The organism is Rhizobium sp. SYY.PMSO (assembly GCF_046840415.1).
Taxonomy (GTDB): domain Bacteria; phylum Pseudomonadota; class Alphaproteobacteria; order Rhizobiales; family Rhizobiaceae; genus Rhizobium.
Map to the genome: position 1 here is coordinate 17,374 of NZ_CP177349.1, position 25,892 is coordinate 43,265.

Sequence of the window (25,892 nt, forward strand, 5' to 3'; positions counted from 1 at the left end):
CATGGTGAAACATAGGGAAAGCCGGCCCGGTCAGAAAACCGCGGGCGGTCCCGGGGCGAAACCCCGGCGTGACATGCCCGGCAAGCCGCCGGCAAAGCCCGAGCCTGCCTCAAGGCCGGCCAAGCCTTCGCGCGATCATGGCGAGCGTGTTGCCGAGCCGCGTGCGGCTGCGCCCGCGGCCGCCGCACCCGAGCGCCCGCTGATCGTGCGCAGCGGAGAGCGGCCGGCTGAGCGCGTGCCGGTCATCCTCGAATCGCTCGGCGCCGGGGATTTTCATCTCATCGACAGCGGCAACGATCTGAAGCTCGAGCAATACGGACCCTATCGCATCGTCCGGCCCGAGGCACAGGCGCTTTGGCCGCCGTCGCTTGCCTCGCATGTCTGGGACAATGCCGACGCCGTCTTCACCGGCGATACCGACGAGGACGGCATGGGCCGCTGGCGCTTTCCGCGCGAGGCGCTCGGCGAGACCTGGCCGCTGCAATTGCTCGGCGTCGATTTTCTCGGCCGCTTCACCGCGTTCCGCCATGTCGGCGTCTTTCCCGAGCAGATCGTCCATTGGGCGTGGATGAAGGAGCAGGTCGAGGCGGCGAAACGCCCGCTGAAAGTCCTGAACCTCTTCGGCTATACCGGCGTCGCTTCGCTGGTCGCCGCCGCGGCCGGCGCGGAAGTGACCCATGTCGACGCCTCGAAGAAGGCGATCGGCTGGGCACGCGAAAACCAGGCTTTGGGCCGCATGGAAAAGCTGCCGATCCGCTGGATCTGCGAGGATGCGATGAAGTTCATCCTGCGCGAGGAACGCCGCGGCAGCAAATACGATATCATCCTCACGGATCCGCCAAAATTCGGTCGCGGTCCGAACGGCGAGGTCTGGCATCTGTTCGAACACCTGCCGCTGATGCTCGATATCTGCCGCGAGATCCTGTCGCCGAAGGCGCTCGGCCTCGTGCTGACGGCCTATTCCATCCGCGCCAGCTTCTATTCGATCCATGAGCTGATGCGCGAGACGATGCGCGGCGCCGGCGGCGCGGTCGAATCCGGCGAACTGGTCATCCGCGAAGCCGGCCTCGACGGCCGCACGCCGGGCAGGGCGCTTTCCACCTCTCTTTTCAGTCGCTGGGTGCCGAAATGAATCAGGATTTCCGTAACGACGGCCCGCGCAAGGTCGGACAGGTCAAGGAAGTCACTTCGCTTGCCAATCCGATCGTCAAGGATATCAAGGCGCTGACGGTCAAGAAGTCGCGCGAGGAAAGCGGCGCTTTCCTGGCCGAGGGGTTGAAGCTCGTCATCGATGCGCTGGAACTCGGGTGGACGATCCGTACGCTTGTTTATGCCAAGGCCGCCAAAGGCAAGCCGCTGGTCGAGCAGGTTGCCGCGAAAACGGTCGCTGCCGGCGGGCTGGTGCTGGAGGTCAGCGAAAAGGTGATCGGCTCGATCACCCGCCGCGACAACCCGCAGATGGTGGTCGGCGTCTTCGAGCAGCGCTGGCGGCACCTTCGGGATATCAAGCCGAAGGCGGGCGAGACCTGGGTGGCGCTCGACCGGGTGCGCGATCCCGGCAATCTCGGCACCATCATTCGCACCGCCGATGCGGCGGGTGCTTCCGGCGTCATCCTTGTCGGCGAGACGACCGATCCGTTTTCGCTGGAAACCGTGCGCGCCACCATGGGTTCGGTCTTCGCCGTCCCCGTCGTCAAGGCGACGCCGGAGGAGTTCCTGGCCTGGAAGAAGACGGCAGGCGTCAGCGTCGTCGCCACCCATCTCGCAGGCGCCGTCGACTACCGCACCATCGATTACAAGAAAAAACCCGTCGTGCTGCTGATGGGCAACGAGCAATCCGGCCTGCCGGATGCCCTGGCGAAGGAGGCCGATGCGCTTGCCCGCATCCCGCAGGCCGGCCGTGCCGACAGCCTCAATCTGGCGGTTGCGACGGCAGTCATGCTGTTCGAGGCCCGCCGCCATATCCTGACACTTACCTAGCGAGACCCGATGACCGAAAGCGAGACCCATGGCCAGCCGCCGGCAAAGCCGGCCCTGTTTTCACGGCCCCTGCCGATCCTGATCTTCATCGTGGTCGCGGTCATCCTCGATCAGGCCATCAAGATCATGGTCGATCGCTGGCTGCCGCTTCAGGAGATGGTGCCGGTCATTCCGATGCTGGCGCTCTATCGCACCTACAATCTCGGCGTGGCGTTCTCGATGCTGTCCGGTATGGACGGCTGGTTCATCGTCGGCATGCGGCTCGTCATCGTCGCCTTCGTGCTGTGGCTCTGGCGGCGCACGCCCGATCATCGCTGGCTTGCGCATACGGGCTTTGCACTGATCATCGCCGGCGCGCTCGGCAACCTGCTCGACCGCTTTCTCTACGGGCATGTGATCGACTATATCCTCTTCCACACGCAAACATGGTCCTTTGCGGTGTTCAACCTTGCCGACAGTTTCATTACCATCGGGGCGGGCTGCGTCATTCTCGATGAGCTTCTGCTGCCGAAAAAGGCAAAAGCTTAAAATTCTAGCGAATCCCTGAAGGCATCGGGAAGGTTGTGCATGATAGCCAGAGTCCATGAGCACTCTGGCAGATCTGCACGAAAAGCTGGCCGCGGCGGCGGCTCGCAGCCAAGCGGAACCGATCGAAGGTCCGGCCGAGTTCGAGTCGTCGCTTGTGAAACCGGTCGTGCCCTCTCACGACCAGGCCCGGCAGCAGGCGCCGTCGCCCCAGTCCCGATGGTTGCAAAACCACTGGTTGGCCGGCGGCGGAGTGGTCGCGGGCGGCGCCCTCCTTGCGATCGGTTATGCCTCAGGTCCGCTGGCGCTCGCGGGCGCGCTGGGACTCATCGCGATCGCATTTGCCGTCACCGGCATCTGGAAGCTCCGCAGAGCGACGGGCGAACCCTCCATCGCCGCTACGGATTTCAGCGAAAGCGAGCACGATCGTCTTTGGGAGCATAAGGAAAGCGCGAGCCTGCTCGCCACCATCCATGACGCGCTCGGCGACGTCGCGGTCACGCGCAGCATCGATCGTCGGATTCTGTGCGCCAATGCCACTTTCTGCAAATTGACGGGCAAGTCGCATCCGGAAGGCCTGACGCTGGAAGAAACCGGTCTCGTGTTTCGAACCGTGACCGACGGCAAGCATCAGGACGCGGAAATCGTCACGCCCGAGGGCCGGCGCATCTTCGCCTGGCATGATGTGATGTTCCGCGATCCGGCGACCGGACAATTATGCATACAGAGCATCGCGCGCGACGTGACGGAGGAGCGGCAGGCCGCCCGCCAGCGCGAAGATGCGCGGCTGCAGGCGGAATACAACAGCGCCGCCAAGTCGCGTCTGCTTGCCACCGTCAGCCATGAGATCCGCACGCCTCTGTCGGGCATTCTCGGCATGAACCATCTGCTGGCCCAGACGACGTTGACTTTGGAACAGGCAAACTACCTGACCGGCATTCGCCAGTCGGGCCATGCGCTGGTGCAGCTGGTCGAAGACCTGCTCGATTTCTCCACGATCGAAGTCGGCCGCTTCCAGTTGCATCCGCGCAAGGAGGCTTTGCGTCCCCTCTTGGAAGGGGTCATCGAAATGCTCGCCCATCGCGCCCACGAAAAGGGCATCGAAATCGCCGCAAGCGTTGCGGCCGACGTTCCCGAGACGATGGAGTTCGACCCCGCCCGCCTGCGCCAGATTCTGTTCAATGTCATCGGCAACGCCGTGAAGTTCACCCAGACCGGCGGCGTTCTCGTCCGCGTCGATCTCCGGGGGCGGGATCTGACGATATCGGTGCAGGACAGCGGCCCCGGCATGACGGAAGAAGAGCAGGCTCGCGTCTTCGGCGAGTTCGAGCAGGCCGGCACGGTCGTTGAAAGAAGTGCCGGCACCGGGCTCGGTCTCGCCATTTCCGCCCGCATCCTGCGCGAGTTCGGCGGCAGGCTCAGCGTTGCCAGCGAGCGCGGCAAGGGCAGCGAGTTCGTCATTTCCTTTCCGATCGGCCTGGTCGCCGGGCAGGATGGATACCAGCCGCGAGACACAGTGCTGAAGGGATCGCGCGTCCTGCTGCTGGCGCCCGAAGGCGCGGCGAGCACTGCCGTCATACGAACCATCGAGACCCTCGGCGGTCGTTGCAGGCTGATCGGCGCCGCAGATATGGACGACCTGCTGCGCTCGTTCCCGATGGGCGAGGAGGGGAACTGGACGGATCTGATCGTCGATCATCGCATGGCGCCATGGTATTTCCACGAAGGAAGCGCGCTTGCCGCCCCGATGCTGCGCAAGATTTTTCTGGTCAATCCCGAGGAGCGAAATACCCATCCGCTCGATCTGTTCGATGCCTGGCTCATCCGGCCGCTGCGCGAGCAGTCGCTGGTCGATGTGTTGAGCGGCCGCATGCGCGGCATGGAAAAGCGCGACGCCCTGATCGAGGCGGTCTCCGAGATCGGCATAACGACGCCCGAGGCGGAAGACCGCACGCTGGACATCCTGCTCGGCGAGGATGATCCGGTCAACGCGATGCTGGTTCGCGCCATGCTCTCCAAGGCCGGTCACAGGGTTCGCCTCGTGGAGGATTTCGAAGCTCTTCGTGCCCGCACCGAAAATGCCGAAACAAGGCCCGAAGTGCTGGTGACGGATTTCAACATGCCCGGCGGCACGGGTGCGGTGGCGCTCGCGGAATTGCGGGCCTACGAGCGCCGGCATGGCTTGCCGCCGCTTCCGGTCATCGTGCTGACCGCGGACAGCCGTGATGCGATCCGCCGTCAGGCACTGCTGGCCGGCGCCGATGCCGTCATCGTCAAGCCGGTCGATCCCGGGAAGCTGACGATGACGCTGCAGAGCCTGACGGGATCGATTTTCGAACGCGCCTAGAATTTCCCCCGTCGGCCGAGTTTACCAATGCGGCTCATCAATGCTCGATAGTGCCGGGCGATGGGGTTCAACCTGTGGCAATTGCCCTTTCTAAATTGGGGATGGCTGCCCCATTCGAAAATTGCAACGGGCACGCTTCTTGCTTTTAGCCAGGCTGCATGTCACTTTCCTGTCGCATGAATTTGGTTTATGGCGCTATATCGGCCCGCAGGGGGGAGAATCGCCATGTCCATCGAAATCTTGAATCGCGAAGCTCAGGGCGAAATGGTTCAGTCTTCAAAGGCAACGGTTGAGCCGGTTGCCAGCGATGTGCTTGGACGCATCGGAAATCTAGAAACGCGCCTTGCTCGCACGGCGCGCGAAATCGATGCCGCTCAGGCTGTCCGCTACCGCGTTTTCGTCGAGGAGATGAATGCGCAGTTGCCGGCGGAGGCCATGCGCCGTCAGCGCGACGTCGACAGCTGGGACGCCGTTTGCGACCATCTTCTGGTGTTGGACCGTTCGCTCGAAGGCGATCCGGAAGATCAGATCGTCGGCACCTATCGCCTGTTGCGTCAGGAAGTCGCCATGGCCAATGGCGGTTTCTACTCCTCCTCGGAGTTCGATATCGATGCCCTGCTCGCCCGTCATCCGGACAAGCGCTTCATGGAACTCGGCCGTTCCTGCGTGCTGCCGGATTACCGCAACAAGCGCACCGTCGAGCTTCTGTGGCAAGGCAATTGGGCCTATGCGCTGAAACATGGCATGGGCGCGATGTTCGGTTGCGCATCCTTCCCCGGCATTCAGCCGGAGCAGCACGCGCTGGCCCTGTCTTTTCTGTACCATAACGTCCTTGCCAAGGACGAATGGGCCGTCGGCGCATTGCCGTCGCTTGCCCGCAACATGGATCTGATGCCTGTCGAGGCCGTCAATCCGAAGAAGGCATTGATGGCGCTGCCGCCGCTGATCAAGGGCTATCTGCGCCTCGGCGCCATGGTCGGCTCGACCGCGGTGGTCGATCACGCCTTCAATACGACGGACGTGCTCATCGTCCTGCCCATCGCCAGCATCTCGAACCGCTACGTGAATTATTACGGCGCCGACGCGGGTCGTTTCGCGAGCTGAAACGCATTTGACGGCGCAGTGCTGGGGCGCGCCCCCGGTGACGAAACTCGCTTTTGCAAAGGCCCGGCTGCTGTAGCGCAACCGGGCCTTTGCAATTTCATGGCGTCAGCCGGGTGAAGCCGTCAGGCGCCCGCCCCGTAGGCGGCGATCGCCGCCATGTTGACGATGTCGGAATCCTTGGCACCCATCGAGGTGATCTGCACCGGCTTGTCGAGCCCGACGAGCAATGGGCCGATCACCGTGGAGCCGCCGAGCTCCTGCAGCATCTTGGTGGAGATCGCCGCCGAGTGGAACGCCGGCATGACGAGGACGTTCGCCGGTCCGGAAAGCCGCGAGAAGGGATAGAGGCTCTCCATGATCTTGCGGTCGAGCGCCACGTCGGCCGCCATTTCGCCGTCGAACTCGAAATTCACATGGCGCTTGTCGAGGATGCTGACGGCTTCGCGCACGCGCTCCGACCGTTCGCCCGACGGATGGCCGAAGGTGGAATAGGCGAGCATGGCGACACGCGGATCATAGCCCATGCGTCGCGCGAAACCTGCCGCTTCTTCTGCGATATCGGCCAGTTCCTCGGCGGTCGGCATGTCGTGCACGGCGGTATCGGCGACGAAGACGGTGCGGCCGCGGGCCAGCACGATCGATATGCCGATGACCCGGTGCCCCGGCTTGGCGTCGATGCAGCGGCGCACGTCTCCGAGCGCCGTCGAATAGTTGCGGGTAACACCCGTCACCATGCCGTCGGCATCGCCGAGCGCCACCATGCAGGCGGCGAAGTGATTGCGGTCGTTATGGATCAGGCGGGTCACGTCGCGATGCAGGTAGCCCTGGCGCTGCAGCCGGGCATAGAGGTAGTCGATATAGGCATCGCCCCGCTTGGAGATGCGGGCGTTGACGATTTCGAGGCCCGGGCGGTTGAGGTCGATGCCCGCGCGCTCCGCGGTTGCCTCGATCAGGTCCTCGCGGCCGAGAAGGATGGCGGTGCCGAGCCCCTGGTTGGCATAGGAGAGGGCGGCACGCATGACCTGCTCTTCCTCCGCCTCGGCGAAGACGATGCGCTTCTGATGCCGGCGCACGCGCTCATAGAGCTGTGACAGCGTCGAGGCGATCGGATCGCGGCGGGCGGAAAGCTCGCGGGCATAGGCGTCCATATCGGATATGGCGCGGCGGGCGACGCCGCTTTCGATCGCCGCCTTGGCGACGGCGACCGGGATTGCCGAGATCAGACGCGGGTCGAACGGCACGGGAATGATGTACTGCGCGCCGAAGCGCGGCCTTGCGCCCTGATAGGCGGCGACCACGTCGTCCGGCACATCCTCGCGTGCGAGGCTTGCCAGCGCGTTGACGGCGGCGATCTTCATCTCGTCGTTGATGGTGGTCGCACGCACATCGAGCGCGCCGCGGAAGATGTAGGGGAAGCCGAGAACGTTGTTGACCTGGTTCGGATAATCCGAGCGCCCGGTGGCCATGATGGCGTCGTCGCGGATGCGGGCGACCTCCTCCGGCGTGATTTCCGGATCGGGATTGGCCATGGCGAAGATGATCGGCTTGTCCGCCATCGAGCGGATCATGTCTTCGGAGAAGGCGCCCTTCTGCGACAGGCCGAAGACAATGTCGGCACCCTTCATCGCTTCGGCGAGCGTGCGCTTGTCGGTCTTGACCGCATGCGCCGACTTCCACTGGTTCATGCCCTCGCTGCGGCCCTGGTAGATCACGCCCTTCGTGTCGCAGAGGATGATGTTTTCCGGGTTGAAGCCCATCGACTTGATCAGCTCGACGCAGGCGATTGCCGCCGCCCCCGCGCCGTTGCAGACGAGCTTGGCGGTCTTCAGGTCGCGGCCGGTCAGTTCGAGTGCGTTTATGAGGCCGGCGGCGGCGATGATGGCGGTGCCGTGCTGGTCGTCATGGAATACGGGGATGTCCATCAGCTCGCGCAGCCGCTGCTCGATGATGAAACAGTCCGGCGCCTTGATGTCCTCGAGGTTGATGCCGCCGAAGGAGGGGCCGAGATAGCGCACGCAATTGATGAATTCGTCGACGTTCTCGGTGTCGATCTCCAGGTCGATCGAATCGACGTCGGCGAAGCGCTTGAAGAGAACCGATTTGCCTTCCATGACCGGTTTGGAGGCCAGCGCGCCGAGATTGCCGAGCCCGAGGATGGCGGTGCCGTTGGAGATGACGGCGACCATGTTGCCGCGCGACGTGTAGTCGTAGGCGGTGGCGGGATCGGCGGCGATCGCCTTCACAGGCACCGCGACGCCGGGCGAATAGGCAAGGGAAAGATCGCGCTGCGTCGCCATCGGCTTGGTTGGGTTGATCTCAAGCTTGCCGGGGCGGCCCTGCTTGTGGAAGTCCAGCGCCTCCTGGTCGGTAATCCCCGTTCCCGAACGCGACTTGCTCTTGCTGTCTGCCATTGTTCCTCCAAACCTCCTGTGGGCGACCGGTCCCTCTTGCCCGATAGCTGTTGTCTTCTATAGCGGCGCGCGGGTAGGGTGGCACCTCATTTTTTTGGAAAAACTGCACCTCCGTGAACGAACGTATTAACGCCAGCATCGATGCTTTCTCGGCCGCCGAGCTTGCCTCGGAGGAGAGCCGCGCCTCGGCAACTCCGATGATGGAGCAGTATATCGAGATCAAGGCGAACAATCCCGGTTCGCTGCTGTTCTATCGCATGGGCGACTTCTACGAGCTGTTCTTCGAAGACGCCGTCGATGCCTCGCGTGCGCTCGGCATCACGCTGACGAAGCGCGGCCAGCACATGGGGCAGGATATCCCGATGTGCGGCGTGCCGGTTCACGCCGCCGACGACTATCTGCAAAAGCTGATCGCCCTCGGCTTCCGTGTTGCCGTCTGCGAACAGGTGGAAGATCCGGCGGAAGCCAAGAAGCGCGGCGGCAAGTCGGTGGTGCGGCGCGATGTCGTGCGCCTGGTGACGCCGGGCACGATCACCGAAGAAAAGCTGCTGTCGCCTTCGGAATCCAATTATCTCATGGCGCTCACCCGCATTCGCGGCGGCGCCGAACCGCAGCTGGCGCTCGCCTGGATCGATATTTCCACAGGCGTCTTCCGGCTGGCGGAAACGGAAGCCTCGCGGCTGCTCGCCGATATCCTGCGCATCGATCCGCGCGAGCTGATCCTGCCGGATACGATGTTTCACGATCCGGAACTGAAGCCGGTTTTCGATATTCTTGGCCGCACGGCCGTTCCGCAGCCGGCGGTGCTGTTCGACAGCGCCAGCGCCGAGGGGCGTATCACCCGTTATTTCGGCGTATCGACGCTGGACGGTTTCGGCACCTTCAGCCGTGCCGAGCTTGCCGCTGCCGCCGCCGCCATTGCCTATGTCGAAAAGACCCAGCTCGCCGAGCGCCCGCCGCTCGGGCTGCCGGAGCGGGAAAGCGGCGCCTCGACGCTCTTCATCGATCCCGCCACCCGCGCCAATCTCGAACTCGTCCGCACGCTCTCCGGCGATCGCAACGGTTCGCTCCTGAAGGCGATCGACCGCACGGTGACCGGCGGCGGCGCCCGGCTTCTCGCCGAACGGCTGATGTCGCCGCTCACCGATCCCCAGCGCATCAACGAGCGCCTGGATTCGATTGGCTTTCTGACGGAGGAGCCGTCGCTTTGCGGCGATCTGCGCGCGGCGATGAAGCATGTGCCGGACATGCCGCGCGCCTTGTCGCGGCTTGCGCTCGATCGCGGCGGTCCGCGCGATCTCTGGGCGATCCGGCAGGGACTGGCCGCAGCGGGCGACATTGCCCGCCTCCTCGGCAGCGCTCTGCTGCCCGAAGAGCTTGCCGCGGCGCTGGCCGGCCTGCAAGCCCTGCCTGCCGATCTCGAGGCCATGCTCGCCGCCACGCTTGCCGACGAGCTGCCCCTGCTGAAGCGGGATGGCGGATTCCTGCGGGAAGGGGCAAATGCCGAGCTGGACGAGGTGCGGGCATTGCGCGATCAGTCGCGCCGCGTCATCGCCGGTTTGCAGCTGCAATATGCCGAGGAAACCGGCATCAAGTCGCTGAAGATCAAGCACAACAACGTGCTCGGCTACTTCATCGAGGTCACGGCCGGCAATGCCGGTCCGATGACGGAGACCAGCGAAGCCAAGGCGCGCTTCATCCATCGTCAGACCATGGCGAACGCCATGCGCTTCACCACGACCGAGCTTGCCGATCTCGAAAGCCGCATCGCCAATGCGGCCGACAAGGCGCTTGCCATCGAGCTGGAGGCTTTCGATCGCATGGTCGCAGCCGTTGTCGCCGCTGCCGAAGGGATCAAGGCCGGCGCCCGCGCGCTGTCGGTGATCGATGTCGCGGCGGGGCTTGCGCTGCTGGCCGAGGAGCAGGCCTATTGCCGGCCCGTTGTCGATGGAAGCCGCATGTTCGCCATCGAAGGCGGCCGTCATCCGGTGGTCGAGCAGGCATTGCGTCGCCAGGCCGGCGGGCCGTTCGTCGCCAACAACTGCGATCTTTCGCCGACTGCCGATGGCAAGGACGGCGCCATCTGGCTGCTGACCGGCCCGAACATGGGCGGTAAATCCACCTTCCTGCGCCAGAACGCGCTGATCGCCATCCTCGCGCAGATGGGTTCCTTCGTGCCCGCCGCATCGGCCCATATCGGCATCGTCGACCGGCTGTTTTCGCGCGTCGGCGCATCCGACGACCTGGCGCGCGGTCGCTCGACCTTCATGGTCGAAATGGTCGAGACGGCGGCGATCCTCAACCAGGCGACCGAGCGGTCGCTCGTCATCCTCGACGAGATCGGCCGGGGCACCGCGACCTTCGACGGCCTTTCCATCGCCTGGGCGGCGGTCGAGCACCTGCATGAAGCCAACCGGTGCCGCGGCCTCTTCGCCACGCATTTCCACGAGCTGACCGTGCTGTCGGAGAAGCTCGCGCGACTGTCCAATGCCACCATGCGCGTCAAGGAGTGGGATGGCGACGTCATCTTCCTGCATGAGGTGGGACCGGGAGCCGCCGATCGTTCCTATGGCATTCAGGTGGCGCGGCTTGCCGGCCTGCCGGCCTCGGTGGTGGCTCGCGCCCGAGACGTTCTGACGCGGCTCGAAGATGCCGACCGCAAGAACCCGGCAAGCCAGCTCATCGACGACCTGCCGCTCTTCCAGGTGGCGGTTCGCCGGGAGGAGGCGACCGGCCGGCGTGAACCGTCCAAGATCGAAGAACGGCTGAAGACGCTCGATCTCGATGACCTGACGCCGCGAGCCGCTCTCGACGTGCTCTACGAGCTGAAGAAAACCCTCACCAAGACCGGCTGACCACAGGCGATATTCCAAGGACAACACGATGTATCTCGAAAATCTCCTCGCCGAGGTCCGCATTCTGGGCGAGCGCTTTTCTCCGATCGCCGCCCGCGGCAAGATCTGCGGCGAGGGCGAAGCCCCGGACTGCGAATCCGATCGCGGCCTGCTCCACATCGCCTTGTCCTGCAGCCGGATTTCCGACATCTGCTCGAAGATCGCGAAAGCCGGCTATTGGGAATGCGAGCGCGAAATGGTGACGCAGATCGGCGCCCAATCGCGGAACATATTATACAGCTTGAACGAGCTCAGGCGGTCTCTTGAACCGGCAAGGCCCTAAAACTGCCGATTTCTGTGTCGATTGCCGTCACGCTTCGTCAACTTTGACCCGATAAAAATCCCCAGCGTGTCGATTCGACATGGTCGACCACGACTGGCGCGGCGGATTCCGGGCGTAGATGCCTGTGTCAATCGCCCGTCAAAGAGGCTATAGCGCATGCAGACGAAAAGACAGGCGCGCCGGCAACGGGCCGCGGTCAGCGAAGAGAAAGCCGATCGGCAGAGCATGGAAACGCAACACATCGATTTTTCGACCATTCTCGACGTATCCGCGCTGAGGGCGGAATGCGAAGCCCTCGCCAAGCGCGGACTGGACAAGAACGAGGAAAGGTCCGCTCTGCTTGCGCTCTTGAAGAAGGCAAGCCAGGAGGGACGCGAAGAGGCGCGCCGGCTGCTGGTCGCACAGGGCGGCGGGCTCGATTGCGCCCACCGGATTTCCTGGCTGCAGGACCAGATCATCACCGTCCTCTACGATTTCACCGTCCGCCATGTCTATCCGAAGCAGGCGGGCGTCTTTTCCATCACCGCCGTCGGCGGCTATGGCCGCGATACGCTCGCGCCTGGCTCCGACATCGATCTCCTCTTCCTCTTCCAGCCGAAGCCGGCGAGCGAGACGCACAAGGCGGTGGAATTCATCCTCTATATGCTCTGGGATATGGGCTTCAAGGTCGGCCACGCCACCCGCACGGTCGAGGAATGCATCCAGCAGGCCAAGTCGGACATGACGGTGCGCACCGCCGTTCTCGAAACCCGCTACATCTGCGGCAACGCGCCGTTGGCGCGCGAACTGCAGGCGCGCTTCGACAAGGAAATCGTCACCAATACCGGCCCGGAATTCATCGCCGCCAAGCTTGCCGAGCGCGACGAGCGCCATCGCAAGGCTGGCGATACCCGCTATCTGGTCGAGCCCAACGTCAAGGAGGGCAAGGGCGGCCTGCGCGACCTGCACACGCTGTTCTGGATTTCGAAATACTACTATCACGTCCGCGATCCCGCCGAACTGGTGAAGCTCGGCGTGCTGTCTAAGCAGGAATATCGCCTCTTCCTGAAGGCCGAGGATTTTCTCTGGGCCGTGCGCTGCCACATGCATTTCCTGACCGGCAAGGCGGAGGAGCGGCTTTCCTTCGATATCCAGCGCGATATCGCCGAGGCGCTCGGCTATCACGCGCGGCCGGGCCTTTCGGCGGTCGAACGCTTCATGAAACACTATTTCCTCGTGGCCAAGGATGTCGGCGATCTCACCCGCATCCTCTGCGCAGCCCTTGAGGACCAGCAGGCCAAAGCCACGCCGGGGCTCACCGGCGTCATCAGCCGCTTCGCCAATCGTTCGCGCAAGATCGCCGGCACCGTCGAGTTGGTCGAGGATCGCGGCCGCATCGCGCTTGCCAATCCCGACGTGTTCAAACGCGATCCGGTCAGCCTCATCAGGCTGTTCTTCGTCGCCGACATCAACGGCCTCGAATTCCACCCCGATGCCTTGAAGCGCGTCACCCGCTCGCTGAACCTGATCGACAACGACCTGCGCGAGAACGAGGAGGCGAACCGCCTCTTCCTCGCGATCCTGACCTCGAAGCGCGATCCGGCGCTGATCCTGCGCCGCATGAACGAGGCCGGCGTGCTCGGCCGCTTCATCCCGGAATTCGGCAAGATCGTCTCCATGATGCAGTTCAACATGTATCACCACTACACGGTGGACGAGCATCTGATCCGCGCCGTCGAGGTGTTGTCGGAGATCGACAAGGGCAAGGCCGAGGATATCCATCCGCTCACCAACAAGCTGATGCCCGGCATCGAGGATCGCGACGCGCTGTATGTCGCGGTGCTCCTGCACGATATCGCCAAGGGCCGGGAGGAGGACCACTCGGAAGCCGGTGCCAAGGTGGCGCGCAAGCTCTGCCCACGCTTCGGCCTTTCGCCGAAGCAGACGGAGCTTGTGGTCTGGCTGATCGCCGAGCATCTGACCATGTCGATGGTCGCACAGACGCGTGACCTGACCGACCGCAAGACCATCATCGATTTTGCCGATCGGGTGCAGTCGCTCGACCGGCTGAAGATGCTGCTGATCCTGACCGTCTGCGACATCCGCGCCGTCGGCCCGGGTGTCTGGAACGGCTGGAAAGGGCAGCTGCTGCGCACGCTCTATTACGAGACCGAGCTGCTGCTGGCCGGCGGTTTCTCCGAAGTGTCCCGCAAGGAGCGCGCCGAGGCGGCCGCGCAGGCGCTCGACGAGGCGCTTTCCGACTGGAGCGAGAAGGACCGCAGCACCTATGTCAAGCTGCACTACCAGCCCTATCTCCTTTCCGTGCCGCTGGAAGACCAGATCCGCCATACGAAGTTCATTCGCCAGACCGACAAGGCGGGCAAGGTTCTTGCGACCATGGTCCGCACCGACAGTTTCCACGCCATCACAGAAATCACCGTGCTTTCGCCTGACCATCCGCGTCTTTTGACCGTGATCGCCGGCGCTTGCGCGGCCGCGGGCGCCAATATCGCCGATGCGCAGATCTTCACGACATCGGACGGCCGGGCGCTCGATACCATCCATGTCAGTCGCGAATTCGCAGACGATGCCGATGAGCTGCGCCGTGCCGGCACCATCGGCAAGATGATCGAGGACGTTCTGGCCGGCCGCAAGCGGCTGCCGGAGGTCATCGCGACGCGGACGAAGAACCGCCGCAAGAACAAGGCTTTCGTCATCCCGCCCTCGGTTATCATCTCCAACAGCCTTTCCAACAAGTTCACGGTGATCGAGGTCGAATGCCTCGACCGCACCGGCCTGCTGTCGGAAATAACGGCCGTTCTTTCGGACCTGTCGCTCGACATCCAGTCGGCGCGCATCACCACCTTCGGCGAAAAGGTCATCGATACCTTCTATGTCGCCGATCTGGTGGGCCAGAAGATTTCCAACGAGAACAGACGAGCCTATATCACCGCACGCCTGAAGGCCGTCATGGCAGGCGAGGAGGATGAAATGCGCGAGCGCATGCCCTCGGGCATCATCGCGCCCGCCGCCACGCGCGGCGTCGCGGTCGAAAAGTCAGACACTGAGAAGAAAGCCGGTTCCGCCGCATGAGCCTAGTCAAGAAATTCATCACGGTCGGTGGTGCGACGCTCGGCAGCCGCATCTTCGGCTTTGCCCGCGAAACGCTGATGGCAGCCGCTCTCGGCACCGGGCCGATGGCCGACGTCTTCTACGCCGCCTTCCGCTTTCCGAACCTCTTTCGTCGCCTGTTTGCCGAGGGTGCCTTCAATGCTGCTTTCGTGCCGCTCTTCGCCAAGGAGATCGAGGCGAACGGCATCGACGGCGCCAAGCGCTTCTCGGAGGAAGTGTTCGGCGTTCTCTTCTCGGTCCTGCTGCTGATCACCATCGTCATGGAACTGGCCATGCCGCTCCTGGTGCGTTGGGTCATCGCGCCCGGCTTTGCCGACGATGCCGAGAAATTCGACCTGACGGTCCGGTTGGCCGCCGTGATGTTCCCCTACCTTATGTCGATGTCGCTGACGGCGATGATGAGCGGCATGCTGAATTCGCTGCATCATTTCTTCGCCGCCGCCGTGGCTCCGATCTTCCTGAACCTGGTAATGATCAGCGCGCTGTTCTACGCGATCTACTACGGCGCCGATCCGCTGAGCACCGCGTGGTATCTGTCCTGGTCGGTGCTGGTGGCGGGCGTGCTGCAGCTGGCCGTCGTCTATATCGGCGTGCGTCATGCCGGCATCAATATCGGCCTGCGCTTTCCGCGCTTCACGCCCAATGTCAAGCGGCTGCTGCTTCTTGCTATCCCGGCAGCCATCACCGGCGGCGTCACTCAGATCAATCTGGTGATCGGCCAGGCGATTGCCTCGGGCAAGGAAGGCGCGATCGCCGCCCTGCAATATGCAGACCGTATCTACCAGTTGCCGCTGGGCGTCGTCGGCGTCGCGGTCGGAATCGTGCTTCTGCCGGAACTGGCGCGTTCGCTGAAGTCGGGCCATATCAAGGAAGCCGCCAATATCCAGAACCGCTCGATCGAATTCGTGCTGTTCCTGACGCTGCCGGCCGCTGTCGCGCTGTGGCTGCTCTCGGACGATATCATCCGCGTGCTTTACGAGCGCGGCGCCTTTAATCCGAACAATACGGCGCTGGTCGGCTCCATCCTCGCCATCTTCGGCCTGGGCCTGCCGGCTTTCGTGCTGATCAAGGCCTTGCAGCCCGGCTTTTATGCCCGCGAAGATACGAAATCGCCGATGCGCTACACGGCGGTTGCCGTCGCCGTCAATTCGGCGCTGTCCATCCTGCTTTTCCCGGTGCTGGCCGAACGCGGCATTGCGCTCGCCGAGGCGGTTGCCGGCTGGCTGAACGCTGTACAGCTCTTCGTCACGCTCTATCGCCGCGGACATCTCGCCTGGGAATGGTCGCTGGTGCGCCGCACCGTCATGCTGCTCGTCTCCTCCGCCGTCATGGGCGGCGTCATCGTGTATTTGTCTCATCGGTGGGAGCCGCTTCTGGGGTCCAGCTCGACGCTGCTCACCAAGACCGGCGTCCTGGGCTTGCTCATATTGATTGCGATGGCGGTTTATTTCATTGTGGCCTTCCTGATCGGCGGCGTGGATTTGGGCATGGTACGCCGCAATTTGAAGCGCAAGCGGGCCGCGGCTGCTCCAGATGCCGAGGTGGCGAACGGGGAGTAACAAAGCACCTTCTCCCCGCAAGCGGGGCGAGGGCACGACTTTGCCAGAAGTGGAGCCCTGCATGTCTCAATCCCTCTTCCTCGTCGCCCTCGTCGTCGATGACTACGATCGCGCCAAGGCCTTCTACTGCGATAGCCTCGGCTTCGATTGCCTGCAGGACGAGGTGCAGCCGGAGGGCAAGCGCTGGGTCGTCGTCAGGCCGAAAGGCGGGGAAGGTGCCGCGCTCCTGCTGGCCCAGGCCGCCAGCGACGGCCAGCGCGCCGCGATCGGCAACCAGACCGGCGGCCGCGTCGGCTTCTTCCTCAAGACCGATGATTTTGCCCGCGATCATGCCGCGATGCTGGCCAGGGGCGTCATGTTCCGGGAGGAGCCGCGTCATGAGGTCTACGGCACGGTGGCGGTCTTCGCCGATCCCTATGGCAACACCTGGGACCTGATCCAGCATTCTTCCTGAGTGTCTGTCACATAGCCTCTTGATCCCCGTCGATACCGCGTGCATAAGCCGCTCGAACCAAGGGTCGAGCGCCGCTCACCCGGGCCCTCCACAAGCCTTTTGAGGACGACATGACCGAATTCAAGCCGCTCGTATTCTCCGGCGTTCAGCCGACCGGCAATCTCCACCTCGGCAACTATCTCGGCGCGATCCGCAAGTTCGTCGCCCTGCAGGCCAACAACGACTGCATTTATTGCGTCGTCGACATGCATGCGCTGACGGCGCAGCTCGTGCATGAGGACATGCCGAACCAGACGCGCTCGATCACCGCGGCCTTCCTTGCCGCCGGCATCGACCCGGAAAAGCATATCGTCTTCAACCAGTCGGCCGTGCCGGGGCATGCCGAGCTTGCCTGGATCTTCAACTGCGTCGCCCGCATCGGCTGGATGAACCGCATGACGCAGTTCAAGGACAAGGCCGGCAAGGATCGGGAGCAGGCCTCGCTCGGGCTCTACGCCTATCCGAGCCTGATGGCCGCCGACATCCTGCTTTATCGCGCCACGCATGTTCCGGTCGGCGACGACCAGAAGCAGCATCTGGAGCTGACCCGCGATATCGCCATGAAGTTCAATCTGGACTACATGGAGCATATCCGCCGCACGGGTTACGGCATCGACATCACCGTCGGCGACGAGCCGGTGCATGCCTATTTCCCGATGGTCGAGCCGCTGATCGACGGTCCGGCGCCGCGCGTCATGTCGCTGCGTGACGGCACCAAGAAGATGTCGAAATCCGACGCTTCGGACCTGTCGCGCATCAACCTGCTCGACGACGAGGAAAACATCTCGAAGAAGATCCGCAAGGCGAAGACCGATCCGGATGGCTTGCCGAGCGAAATCGCCGGTCTCGCAGGCCGGCCGGAAGCCGACAACCTGGTCGGCATCTATGCGGCGCTTGCCGACAAGTCGAAGGCGGATGTCCTGTCCGAATTCGGCGGTCAGCAGTTCTCCGTCTTCAAGCCCGCGCTGGTCGATCTCGCCGTGCATGTGCTCTCGCCGATCACCACGGAAATGCGCCGCCTGATGGCCGATCCCGGTCACATCGACGCCGTTCTGCGCGATGGCAGCGCCCGTGCCCGTGCCCGCGCCGACGTCACCATGAAGCAGGTCCGCGACATTATCGGCTTTCTCTATTGACGATGTCGTCATGCAGGCCTCCCGGTTGAAATCGGGGGCTTGCAAAACGCCGTCTTCGGGTGTCAGAGTCGCCTTATGGTATCAACACGTCTCTCACGGCTCGAAGGTCATCGCCGCAAGTTCATGGCGGTCATCGACGGCACACCAGAATGCCAGCGCGCCGTTCACTATGCCGGCCGGCGCGCCAAGAATTCCAATGGCGGCCTCGTGCTGCTCTATGTGATTCCCGAAGGCGATTTCCAGCAATGGCTTGGCGTCGAGGAAATCATGCGCGCGGAAGCGCGCGAGGAGGCCGAGGCGGCGACGGCAAAGGCGGCGCAGGCCGTCCGCGAAAATATCGGCATCGACCCTGAGATCGTTATCCGCGAGGGATCGGCTGCCGAGCAGATCAACGCCGTGATCGAGGACGACCGGGATATCGCGCTGCTCGTGCTTGCCGCCGGCTCCGCAAAGGAGGGCCCGGGCCCGCTTGTCTCGTCGATCGCCGGGCGCGCGGCAGCCTTTCCGATCCCGGTCACGGTGCTTCCGGATACGTTGAGCAACGAGGAAATCGATGCGCTGAGCTGATCGGCGCATGCTATTTCTTGAGAAACACTCTCTTGAATAGAATGGCCAAAAGGCCTATTTTCTTTTGAAATATTCTAAAGTCGGGACCGGGCGTTTCGCTCGCCGCATGGAGATCAAGATGTTCATTCAGACCGAAGCGACACCGAACCCCGCGACCCTCAAGTTCCTGCCGGGCAAGGTGGTGATGGAAAGCGGCACGGCCGAGTTCCGCAGTGCCGAGGAAGCCGAGGCTTCGCCGCTGGCTGCCCGCCTCTTCGAGGTTCCCGGCGTGACCGGTGTCTATTTCGGCTACGACTTCATCTCCGTTTCCAAGGAAAATCAGGAATGGCAGCACCTGAAGCCGGCCATCCTCGGTTCCATCATGGAGCATTTCATGTCCGGCAAGCCGGTCATGGGCTCCTCTTCGGTGTCTTCCGAAGTGCAGGATGCCGGCGGCGAGTTCTTCGACGAGGGTGACGAGTCGATCGTGCTGACCATCAAGGAACTGCTGGAAACGCGCGTGCGCCCGGCCGTTGCCCAGGATGGCGGCGACATCACCTTCCGCGGCTTCCGCGACGGCAAGGTCTACCTCAACATGAAGGGATCCTGCGCCGGCTGCCCGTCTTCCACGGCAACGCTGAAGCATGGCGTGCAGAACCTGCTGCGCCATTTCGTCCCGGAAGTGCAGGAAGTCGAAGCCGTCTGAATTCTGGCGTTTCGGAAAAATTGATATGATCGTCTTGGCGCTCGACACGGCAGGTGTGGATTGCGCTGCCGCTGTGTATGATAGCGGTAGTGATTCTGTGATGGGGGAGGTCACGGAAACGATCGGACGGGGACATGCCGAGCATCTGATGCACGTTGTCGACGAAGCACTGGCGAAAGCCGATGTAGCGCTTTCGGCGGTGGAACGTGTCGTCGTGACCGTCGGCCCCGGTTCCTTCACCGGCATCCGCATCGGCGTCGCCGCCGCGCGGGGGTTTGCACTCTCCCTCAACGTTCCGGCAGTCGGCGTCACGACCCTCGAGGTCATGGCCGCGACTGCCAGAGCGCAGAATCCGGGCAAGTCGGTTATGGCTGCCATCGACGCCAAGCGCGAGGAGATCTATCTCCAGAGCTTCGATGCCGACGGCAACCCGCTGGACGAGGCTCGGGCCGTGACGATCGGCGAAGCGCGGGCGATCGCTGCCGGCTTCGACGGCATCGTTACCGGAACGGCGGTCGCCCGGCTCGGCGACGCGCCGCCGGCGGAGCGGCCAGACGCATTTCCGATTGCCATCGTCGCCCGGCTGGGCGCCGGCAAGCCTGCCGGCGAAAGGCCGAAGCCGCTTTATCTTCGCGGACCCGATGCCAGACCGCAGGCCGGATACGCAGTCGCCAGGCAATAGACATGCTCGAATCCTATCTGACCTTGAAAGCCGAATACGAAATCGTCCCGATGGAGCTCAAGGATTGTGCCGAAGTGGCCATCCTGCACGGCGAGCGGTTCCCGCGGATCTGGGACGAGACCGAATTTCAGGGCCTCCTCTCGCAGGAAACGACATTCGGCTTCGTCGCCCGCCAGACCAATGCCATCCTGAGGAAAGCGCTTCCCGGCTTCGTGCTGGCGCGGCATGTGGCGGGCGAGGGCGAAATCCTGACCATTGCCGTCAATGCCAGGCTAGGGCGCACCGGCCTCGGCTGGAGGCTGATGCAGGCGGCGCTGCGCGAAACCCGCCATCGTGGCGGCGAGACCATGTTTCTCGAGGTGGACGGCGGCAATCAGCCCGCGCTCGGCCTCTACCGAAAGCTCGGCTTCGAAACGGTCGGCGAGCGCAAGGCCTATTATGTCGGCGACGACGGCACGAAGTCGACGGCGCTTGTCATGCGCCGCGTTCTTCGCTAGTCCGTTGTCACAGTCCAAATAGACCGAAGACAGCAATCGATGGATGATGCCGTAAAATCCCTTGAGGAGCTCTGCGCCGAGCGCGGCATGCGCATGACGGAGCAGCGCCGGATCATCGCGCGCATCATCGAGAGCTCCGGCGATCACCCGGATGTCGAGGAGCTTTATCGCCGCTCCGTGCAGGTGGACGCGAAAATCTCGATTTCCACGGTCTATCGCACCGTCAAGCTGTTCGAGGACGCCGGCCTTCTTGCCCGCCACGATTTTCGCGATGGCCGCTCCCGCTATGAGACCGTGCCGGAAGAGCATCACGATCACCTCATCGATCTGAAGAGCGGCGAGGTGATCGAATTCCACTCGCCGGAGATCGAGGCGCTGCAGGAGCGCATTGCCCGCGAACACGGCTTCAAACTCGTCGACCACCGGCTGGAGCTCTACGGCATCCCGCTGAAGAAGGACGAAGGTTGACGTGAAGGCTGTCATGCAGGAGCGAATGATTTGATGACCTGGCTGCGCATCGGCTGTGCCGCCGTGGTCATCGGTATTGTCAGCGCCGTGATGCTGCCGCTGCAGATCCTTTGCCTGCGCTTCGACTGGAAGCTCAGGCGATACCTGCCGCGCTACTGGCATCGCATCGTCTGCTATTGGCTCGGCGTGCGTATCCATGTCATCGGCAAGCTCGAGCCCAGCCGCCCCTTGATGCTGGCTTCGAACCATTCGTCCTGGCTCGATATTCTCGTCCTCTCGGCAGTGGCCGATGTCTCCTTCATCGCCAAGTCGGAGGTGAAGGACTGGCCGATCTTCGGCCTGTTCGCGCAGTGGCAGAAGAGTGTGTTCGTCGAGCGCGAGCAGAAGCGCAAGACGGGCGATCAGGTAAACGAGATTGCCGAGCGCATGGCCGATGGCGAAATCATGGTGCTGTTTCCGGAGGGAACCACTTCGGACGGCAATCGGCTGCTGGAGGTCAAGTCTTCGCTCTTCGGTGCCGCCGCCGCGGCCTTGCCGAAGACGCCGGATGCCGTCGTGCATGTGCAGTCGGTGGCGGTTGCCTACACCCACGTCCACGGCACGGCCATGGGACGCTATTATCGCCCGCTGACCGCCTGGCCCGGCGATATCGAACTCGTGCCGCACCTGAAGGGCATCATCCGGTGCGGTGCCATCGATGTCGACGTCTGCTTCGGCGAAGCCGTCGATTATCGCGCCGGCACCAACCGCAAGGAAGTCAGCGCCACCATTGCGCGGCGCATCCGCACGATGCTCGCCAGCCGGCTTCTCGGTCGCGAGATCGCCTGATTTCCAGGTGATCCCAACTTTTTCATTTTCTCCGAAAGCAAAAGCCACTACATAGCGGCCATGACCAAGGACAGCCTGACCCTCGACGCCCCGGCGGCCCATGCCCTGCAGCTCGGCCCCCGCGACGGCTCCAACAGCCGCAAGGTCTTCATCAAGACCTACGGCTGTCAGATGAACGTCTATGATTCCACGCGGATGAGCGATGCGCTCGCCCGCGACGGCTATGAGCCGACCGAAGACATGGAAGAGGCCGATCTCGTCCTGCTCAATACCTGTCATATCCGCGAGAAGGCGGCCGAAAAGGTCTATTCCGCGCTCGGCCGGCTGCGTGACATGAAGAAGCGCAAGGCTGCAGACGGCCGCGAGATGATGATCGGCGTCACCGGCTGCGTTGCCCAGGCGGAGGGCGAGGAAATCCTGCGCCGGGCTCCCGCCGTCGATGTGGTCATCGGCCCGCAGACCTATCACCGCCTGCCCGATGCGCTTCGCCGGGCGAAGGAAGGCCAGCGCGTCGTCGATACCGAATATGCGATCGAGGACAAGTTCGAGCATCTGCCGATCGCCGAAAAGACGAAGATTCGCGCGCGCGGCGTCACCGCGTTTCTGACGGTGCAGGAAGGCTGCGACAAGTTCTGCACCTTCTGCGTCGTGCCCTATACCCGCGGCTCCGAAGTATCCCGGCCCGTCTCGCAGATCGTCGAAGAGGCCGAAAAGCTCGTGGAGGGCGGCGTGCGCGAGATCACGCTGCTCGGCCAGAACGTCAATGCGTGGCATGGCACCGGCCCCGGAGGCACCGCCTGGAGCCTCGGCGATCTCCTTTATCGCCTGGCTGAGATTCCCGGCCTGGCGCGGCTGCGCTACACGACGAGCCATCCGCGCGACATGGACGAACGCCTGATCGGTGCGCATCGCGACCTGCGCACGCTGATGCCCTATCTGCATCTGCCGGTTCAGGCGGGTTCGGATCGCATCCTGAAGGCGATGAACCGGCGGCACACGGCCGCCGAATATCTTGCGCTCATAGGAAAGATCCGCATGGCACGTCCCGATATCGCACTATCGGGCGATTTCATCGTCGGCTTCCCGGGGGAGACAGACCAGGATTTTGAGGATACATTGAAGCTGATCGAAGAGGTCAATTATGCGCAGGCCTTTTCGTTCAAATATTCGACTCGGCCGGGTACGCCCGGGGCGGAGCTGAAGGAACAGGTGCCCGAAGAGGTCAAGACGGAGCGGCTGGAGCGGTTGCAGGCGTTGTTGCTGAGGCAGCAGCATGCTTTTGCCGAGGCTTGCGTGGGCAAAACAGTGGATATCCTCCTGGAAAAGCCGGGCCGGATGCCGGGCCAGTTGATTGGGCGCTCTCCCTGGCTGCAATCTGTGAATGTTGATGCAAAAGCATCGCAAATCGGTGACATTATTAACATACGAATCACCGGAACCAGCACTAACAGCCTTTTTGCTGAATTGCTCTAGGTTCCGGACGGGCCAAAGGAGCCGCACCGCTTGAACGGACAGGAATTGGTTTCTTCTTCATCGCGCCAGCCCCGCACCGCGAGCGACGCCAATCACTTCACCCTGACGTTCGAGAATAATCGGTTCGCCAGCGAACTTTTCGGGCAATTCGATCAGAATCTGAAGCTGCTTGAAGAGCGCCTCGGCATCGACGCGCGCGCCCGCGGCAATTCCGTCATTATCACCGGTGACGTGCTTGCCACCAATCAGGCCCGCCGCACGCTCGATTATCTCTATGACAAGCTGCAAAAAGGCGGCAATGTAGAGCGTTCCGACGTCGAAGGGGCAATCCGCATGGCGGTTGCCGCCGACGACCAATTGACGCTGCCGACCATGGAGAGAAAAGCCAAGTTGACGATGGCGCAGATTTCCACGCGCAAGAAGACGATCATTGCCCGCACCCCGACGCAAGACGCCTATATCCGGGCGCTGGAGCGTTCCGAGATGGTGTTCGGCGTCGGCCCGGCCGGCACAGGCAAGACCTATCTGGCCGTAGCCCACGCTGCCCAGCTTCTGGAACGCGGCGCGGTGGAAAAGATCATCCTGTCGCGGCCGGCCGTCGAAGCCGGCGAGCGCCTCGGCTTTCTGCCCGGCGACATGAAGGAAAAGGTCGATCCCTATCTGCGGCCGCTCTACGATGCGCTCTATGACATGATGCCGGGCGACAAGGTCGAGCGCGCCATCACCGCAGGCGTCATCGAGATCGCGCCGCTTGCCTTCATGCGCGGCCGCACGCTTGCCAACGCCGCCGTCATCCTCGACGAGGCGCAGAACACGACATCCATGCAGATGAAGATGTTCCTCACCCGTCTCGGCGAGAATTCGCGGATGATCATAACGGGCGATCCGAGCCAGATCGACTTGCCGCGCGGCGTCAAGTCCGGACTGGTGGAAGCGCTGCAGCTCCTGAATGGCGTCGAGGGCATCTCCATCGTCCGCTTCAAGGACACCGACGTCGTGCGTCATGCATTGGTGGCACGCATCGTCCGGGCCTATGACTCGGCCTATGCCCCTCAGGCCGAGGAAAGCGATCCGCAGATCTGATCCGCGGCACCGAAGCAGCTCATGGTCGAACTCGATATACAGATCAGCGTGGAGGAGGGCGATTGGCCCTCCGAAGAGGAGCTGCAATCCCTGGCCGAACGGGTTCTGGGAAGCGCGGCCGCATATTTGAAGAAGCAAGAAAAGCAGCCTTTTCCCAAGGTCGCGCCGGAGTTGTCGCTGGTGTTCACCGACGATGCCTCGATCCGCGAGATCAATGCGGAATGGCGCTCGCAGGACAAGGCGACCAACGTGCTTTCCTTCCCGGCCTTCCCGCTGCAGCCCGGCGGCAAGCCCGGCCCGATGCTTGGCGACATCATCATCGCCAGGGAGACGGTGGAGCGCGAGGCGGCCGAACTCGAAAAGAGTTTCGACGAGCATCTGACGCATTTGATGGTGCATGGTTTCTTGCATCTCTTCGGCTACGACCATATGAATAATGGCGAAGCCGAAAGAATGGAGGGGCTGGAGACTCGCATTTTGGCGGAGCTTGGCCTATCTGATCCCTATGCGGGACAAGACCCCATTTGATTTGAACCCTGTCTGACCAGGAACAATGAGCGACTTTACGACGAGATCGGCCCCCGAGGCCAAAGACGGAGCCGATGCAGCCTCCTCCGACGAGGTAGGCAGTAGTAGCAACGGCAAGCGATCCCACTCTTCATTCTGGGCACGCGCTGCGCGCATCCTTCGCCCGGCACAGGATTCCGCCCGGTTGCGCGAGGATCTTGCCGATGCGTTGATGACCAACGCGGCCGGCGACGACGCCTTTTCCGCGGACGAGCGTGCGATGCTGCACAACATCCTGCGCTTCCGCGAGGTGCGCGTCGAGGATGTCATGGTGCCGCGCGCCGACATCGAAGCCGTGGACCAGAACATCACCATCGGCGAGTTGATGATCCTGTTCGAGGAGAGCGGCCGCTCGCGCATGCCGGTCTATGCCGACACGCTGGACGATCCGCGCGGCATGGTGCATATCCGCGACCTCCTGTCCTATGTCGCCAAGCAGGCGCGCAACAAGCGTCGCGGCGGCAGCGCCAAAACGGCGGCAGCCGCAACGGGCGCGGCCGCACCCGAAAAGCCGACGCGGTCCGCCAAGCCGAATTTCGACCTTTCGCGCGTCGATCTGCAGAGGACGCTGGTCGAGGCCGGCATCATCCGCAAGATCCTGTTCGTGCCGCCATCCATGCTCGCCTCCGATCTGCTGCGCCGCATGCAGGTCAACCGCACGCAGATGGCCCTCGTCATCGACGAATACGGTGGCACCGACGGCCTGGCTTCGCATGAGGACATCGTCGAAATGGTCGTCGGTGACATCGACGACGAGCATGATGACGAAGAAGTGATGTTCAAGCGCGTGTCCGAGGATGTCTTCGTCGCCGACGCTCGTGTCGAGCTGGAAGAGATCGCAGCCGCGATCGGCCCGGATTTCGACATCAGCGAGCAGGTGGACGAGGTGGACACGCTCGGCGGCCTGATCTTCTCCGCGCTCGGCCGCATTCCGGTGCGTGGCGAAGTCGTGCAGGCGCTGCCGGGCTTCGAGTTCCATATTCTCGATGCCGATCCGCGCCGCATCAAGCGGGTGCGCATCACGCGCAAGCGTCATGCCGCGCGCCGCCGCCCGGTCAAGGCGGACGGCGAAGCGGGCGTCTCCGAGCGCGGCTTGCCAGCTCCGGATGCGATTGCCGAGGAAACTTCCGCCAAGCCCGGCACCGCCAGCCATTAGAGCAATTCCGGGAAAGTGCAGAGCGATTTTCCGTCCGGAATTG

General features: G+C 63.2%; 22 protein-coding genes. 21 read left to right on the forward strand and 1 reads right to left on the reverse strand.

What is annotated here, in order from left to right:
- Window positions 1-4 precede the first annotated feature (4 nt).
- The 5 genes from ACJJVH_RS00110 (at window position 5) to ACJJVH_RS00130 (ending at window position 5,956) form a co-directional block, all read left to right on the forward strand.
- Complete coding sequence (locus tag ACJJVH_RS00110; RefSeq protein WP_412065193.1) at window positions 5-1,132, forward strand: class I SAM-dependent methyltransferase; 1,128 nt, start codon at window positions 5-7, stop codon at window positions 1,130-1,132.
- Window positions 1,129-1,980 carry a TrmH family RNA methyltransferase gene (locus ACJJVH_RS00115; RefSeq protein ID WP_412064498.1) on the forward strand — a complete coding sequence of 284 codons (852 nt, stop codon included), beginning with the start codon at window positions 1,129-1,131 and terminating at the stop codon, window positions 1,978-1,980. Before ACJJVH_RS00110 ends, ACJJVH_RS00115 begins: the two co-directional genes overlap by 4 nt.
- 9 nt (window positions 1,981-1,989) lie before the next feature.
- A complete protein-coding gene (gene lspA / locus ACJJVH_RS00120) occupies window positions 1,990-2,508 on the forward strand; it encodes a signal peptidase II (RefSeq protein WP_112801067.1) in 519 nt (172 codons plus the stop codon).
- Window positions 2,509-2,563: 55 nt separating this feature from the next.
- Window positions 2,564-4,852, forward strand: coding sequence for an ATP-binding protein (locus tag ACJJVH_RS00125; protein ID WP_412064499.1), 2,289 nt, complete (start codon window positions 2,564-2,566; stop codon window positions 4,850-4,852).
- Between the two features lie 225 nt (window positions 4,853-5,077).
- Entirely contained in the window at window positions 5,078-5,956 is an 879-nt protein-coding gene (locus ACJJVH_RS00130) for a GNAT family N-acetyltransferase (protein ID WP_112801063.1), read from the forward strand.
- A gap of 122 nt (window positions 5,957-6,078) precedes the next feature.
- Here ACJJVH_RS00130 and ACJJVH_RS00135 read toward each other — a convergent pair whose 3' ends face one another.
- A complete protein-coding gene (locus ACJJVH_RS00135) occupies window positions 6,079-8,367 on the reverse strand; it encodes an NADP-dependent malic enzyme (protein WP_112801061.1) in 2,289 nt (762 codons plus the stop codon).
- A gap of 197 nt (window positions 8,368-8,564) precedes the next feature.
- Between ACJJVH_RS00135 and mutS the strand changes: the two genes are divergently transcribed.
- The 16 genes from mutS (at window position 8,565) to ACJJVH_RS00215 (ending at window position 25,849) form a co-directional block, all read left to right on the forward strand.
- A complete protein-coding gene (gene mutS, locus ACJJVH_RS00140) occupies window positions 8,565-11,222 on the forward strand; it encodes a DNA mismatch repair protein MutS (protein WP_412065194.1) in 2,658 nt (885 codons plus the stop codon).
- Window positions 11,223-11,250: 28 nt separating this feature from the next.
- Window positions 11,251-11,544, forward strand: coding sequence for a hypothetical protein (locus ACJJVH_RS00145; protein ID WP_112801057.1), 294 nt, complete (start codon window positions 11,251-11,253; stop codon window positions 11,542-11,544).
- A gap of 156 nt (window positions 11,545-11,700) precedes the next feature.
- Complete coding sequence (locus ACJJVH_RS00150; protein ID WP_412064500.1) at window positions 11,701-14,616, forward strand: [protein-PII] uridylyltransferase; 2,916 nt, start codon at window positions 11,701-11,703, stop codon at window positions 14,614-14,616.
- Window positions 14,613-16,214 (forward strand): murein biosynthesis integral membrane protein MurJ, encoded by a 1,602-nt coding sequence (gene murJ, locus ACJJVH_RS00155; protein ID WP_113385440.1) that lies wholly within the window; start codon window positions 14,613-14,615, stop codon window positions 16,212-16,214. The genes ACJJVH_RS00150 and murJ overlap by 4 nt, the downstream gene beginning before the upstream one ends.
- A 61-nt stretch (window positions 16,215-16,275) precedes the next feature.
- Window positions 16,276-16,668 (forward strand): VOC family protein, encoded by a 393-nt coding sequence (locus tag ACJJVH_RS00160; protein WP_112801050.1) that lies wholly within the window; start codon window positions 16,276-16,278, stop codon window positions 16,666-16,668.
- Window positions 16,669-16,778: 110 nt separating this feature from the next.
- Window positions 16,779-17,843: a tryptophan--tRNA ligase gene (gene trpS / locus ACJJVH_RS00165; protein ID WP_047628325.1), complete on the forward strand. Its 1,065-nt coding sequence runs from the start codon at window positions 16,779-16,781 to the stop codon at window positions 17,841-17,843.
- Window positions 17,844-17,918: 75 nt separating this feature from the next.
- Window positions 17,919-18,410 carry a universal stress protein gene (locus ACJJVH_RS00170; RefSeq protein WP_112801048.1) on the forward strand — a complete coding sequence of 164 codons (492 nt, stop codon included), beginning with the start codon at window positions 17,919-17,921 and terminating at the stop codon, window positions 18,408-18,410.
- Window positions 18,411-18,528: 118 nt separating this feature from the next.
- Window positions 18,529-19,095: a NifU family protein gene (locus ACJJVH_RS00175; RefSeq protein WP_113359293.1), complete on the forward strand. Its 567-nt coding sequence runs from the start codon at window positions 18,529-18,531 to the stop codon at window positions 19,093-19,095.
- A 25-nt stretch (window positions 19,096-19,120) separates the two neighbouring features.
- Complete coding sequence (gene tsaB / locus ACJJVH_RS00180) at window positions 19,121-19,777, forward strand: tRNA (adenosine(37)-N6)-threonylcarbamoyltransferase complex dimerization subunit type 1 TsaB (RefSeq protein WP_412064501.1); 657 nt, start codon at window positions 19,121-19,123, stop codon at window positions 19,775-19,777.
- Between the two features lie 2 nt (window positions 19,778-19,779).
- Window positions 19,780-20,274, forward strand: a complete 495-nt coding sequence (locus tag ACJJVH_RS00185) for a GNAT family N-acetyltransferase (protein ID WP_112801044.1) — start codon at window positions 19,780-19,782, stop codon at window positions 20,272-20,274.
- Window positions 20,275-20,313: 39 nt separating this feature from the next.
- A complete protein-coding gene (locus ACJJVH_RS00190; RefSeq protein ID WP_112506292.1) occupies window positions 20,314-20,742 on the forward strand; it encodes a transcriptional repressor in 429 nt (142 codons plus the stop codon).
- 30 nt (window positions 20,743-20,772) lie between these two features.
- Complete coding sequence (locus ACJJVH_RS00195) at window positions 20,773-21,570, forward strand: lysophospholipid acyltransferase family protein (protein ID WP_412064502.1); 798 nt, start codon at window positions 20,773-20,775, stop codon at window positions 21,568-21,570.
- A 60-nt stretch (window positions 21,571-21,630) separates the two neighbouring features.
- Window positions 21,631-23,043 carry a tRNA (N6-isopentenyl adenosine(37)-C2)-methylthiotransferase MiaB gene (gene miaB / locus ACJJVH_RS00200; RefSeq protein WP_412064503.1) on the forward strand — a complete coding sequence of 471 codons (1,413 nt, stop codon included), beginning with the start codon at window positions 21,631-21,633 and terminating at the stop codon, window positions 23,041-23,043.
- Window positions 23,044-23,073: 30 nt separating this feature from the next.
- Window positions 23,074-24,126 carry a PhoH family protein gene (locus tag ACJJVH_RS00205; protein ID WP_113359301.1) on the forward strand — a complete coding sequence of 351 codons (1,053 nt, stop codon included), beginning with the start codon at window positions 23,074-23,076 and terminating at the stop codon, window positions 24,124-24,126.
- A gap of 21 nt (window positions 24,127-24,147) precedes the next feature.
- Complete coding sequence (gene ybeY / locus ACJJVH_RS00210; protein WP_112801034.1) at window positions 24,148-24,654, forward strand: rRNA maturation RNase YbeY; 507 nt, start codon at window positions 24,148-24,150, stop codon at window positions 24,652-24,654.
- Between the two features lie 25 nt (window positions 24,655-24,679).
- Window positions 24,680-25,849: a hemolysin family protein gene (locus tag ACJJVH_RS00215; RefSeq protein ID WP_113371993.1), complete on the forward strand. Its 1,170-nt coding sequence runs from the start codon at window positions 24,680-24,682 to the stop codon at window positions 25,847-25,849.
- Window positions 25,850-25,892: the final 43 nt, after the last annotated feature.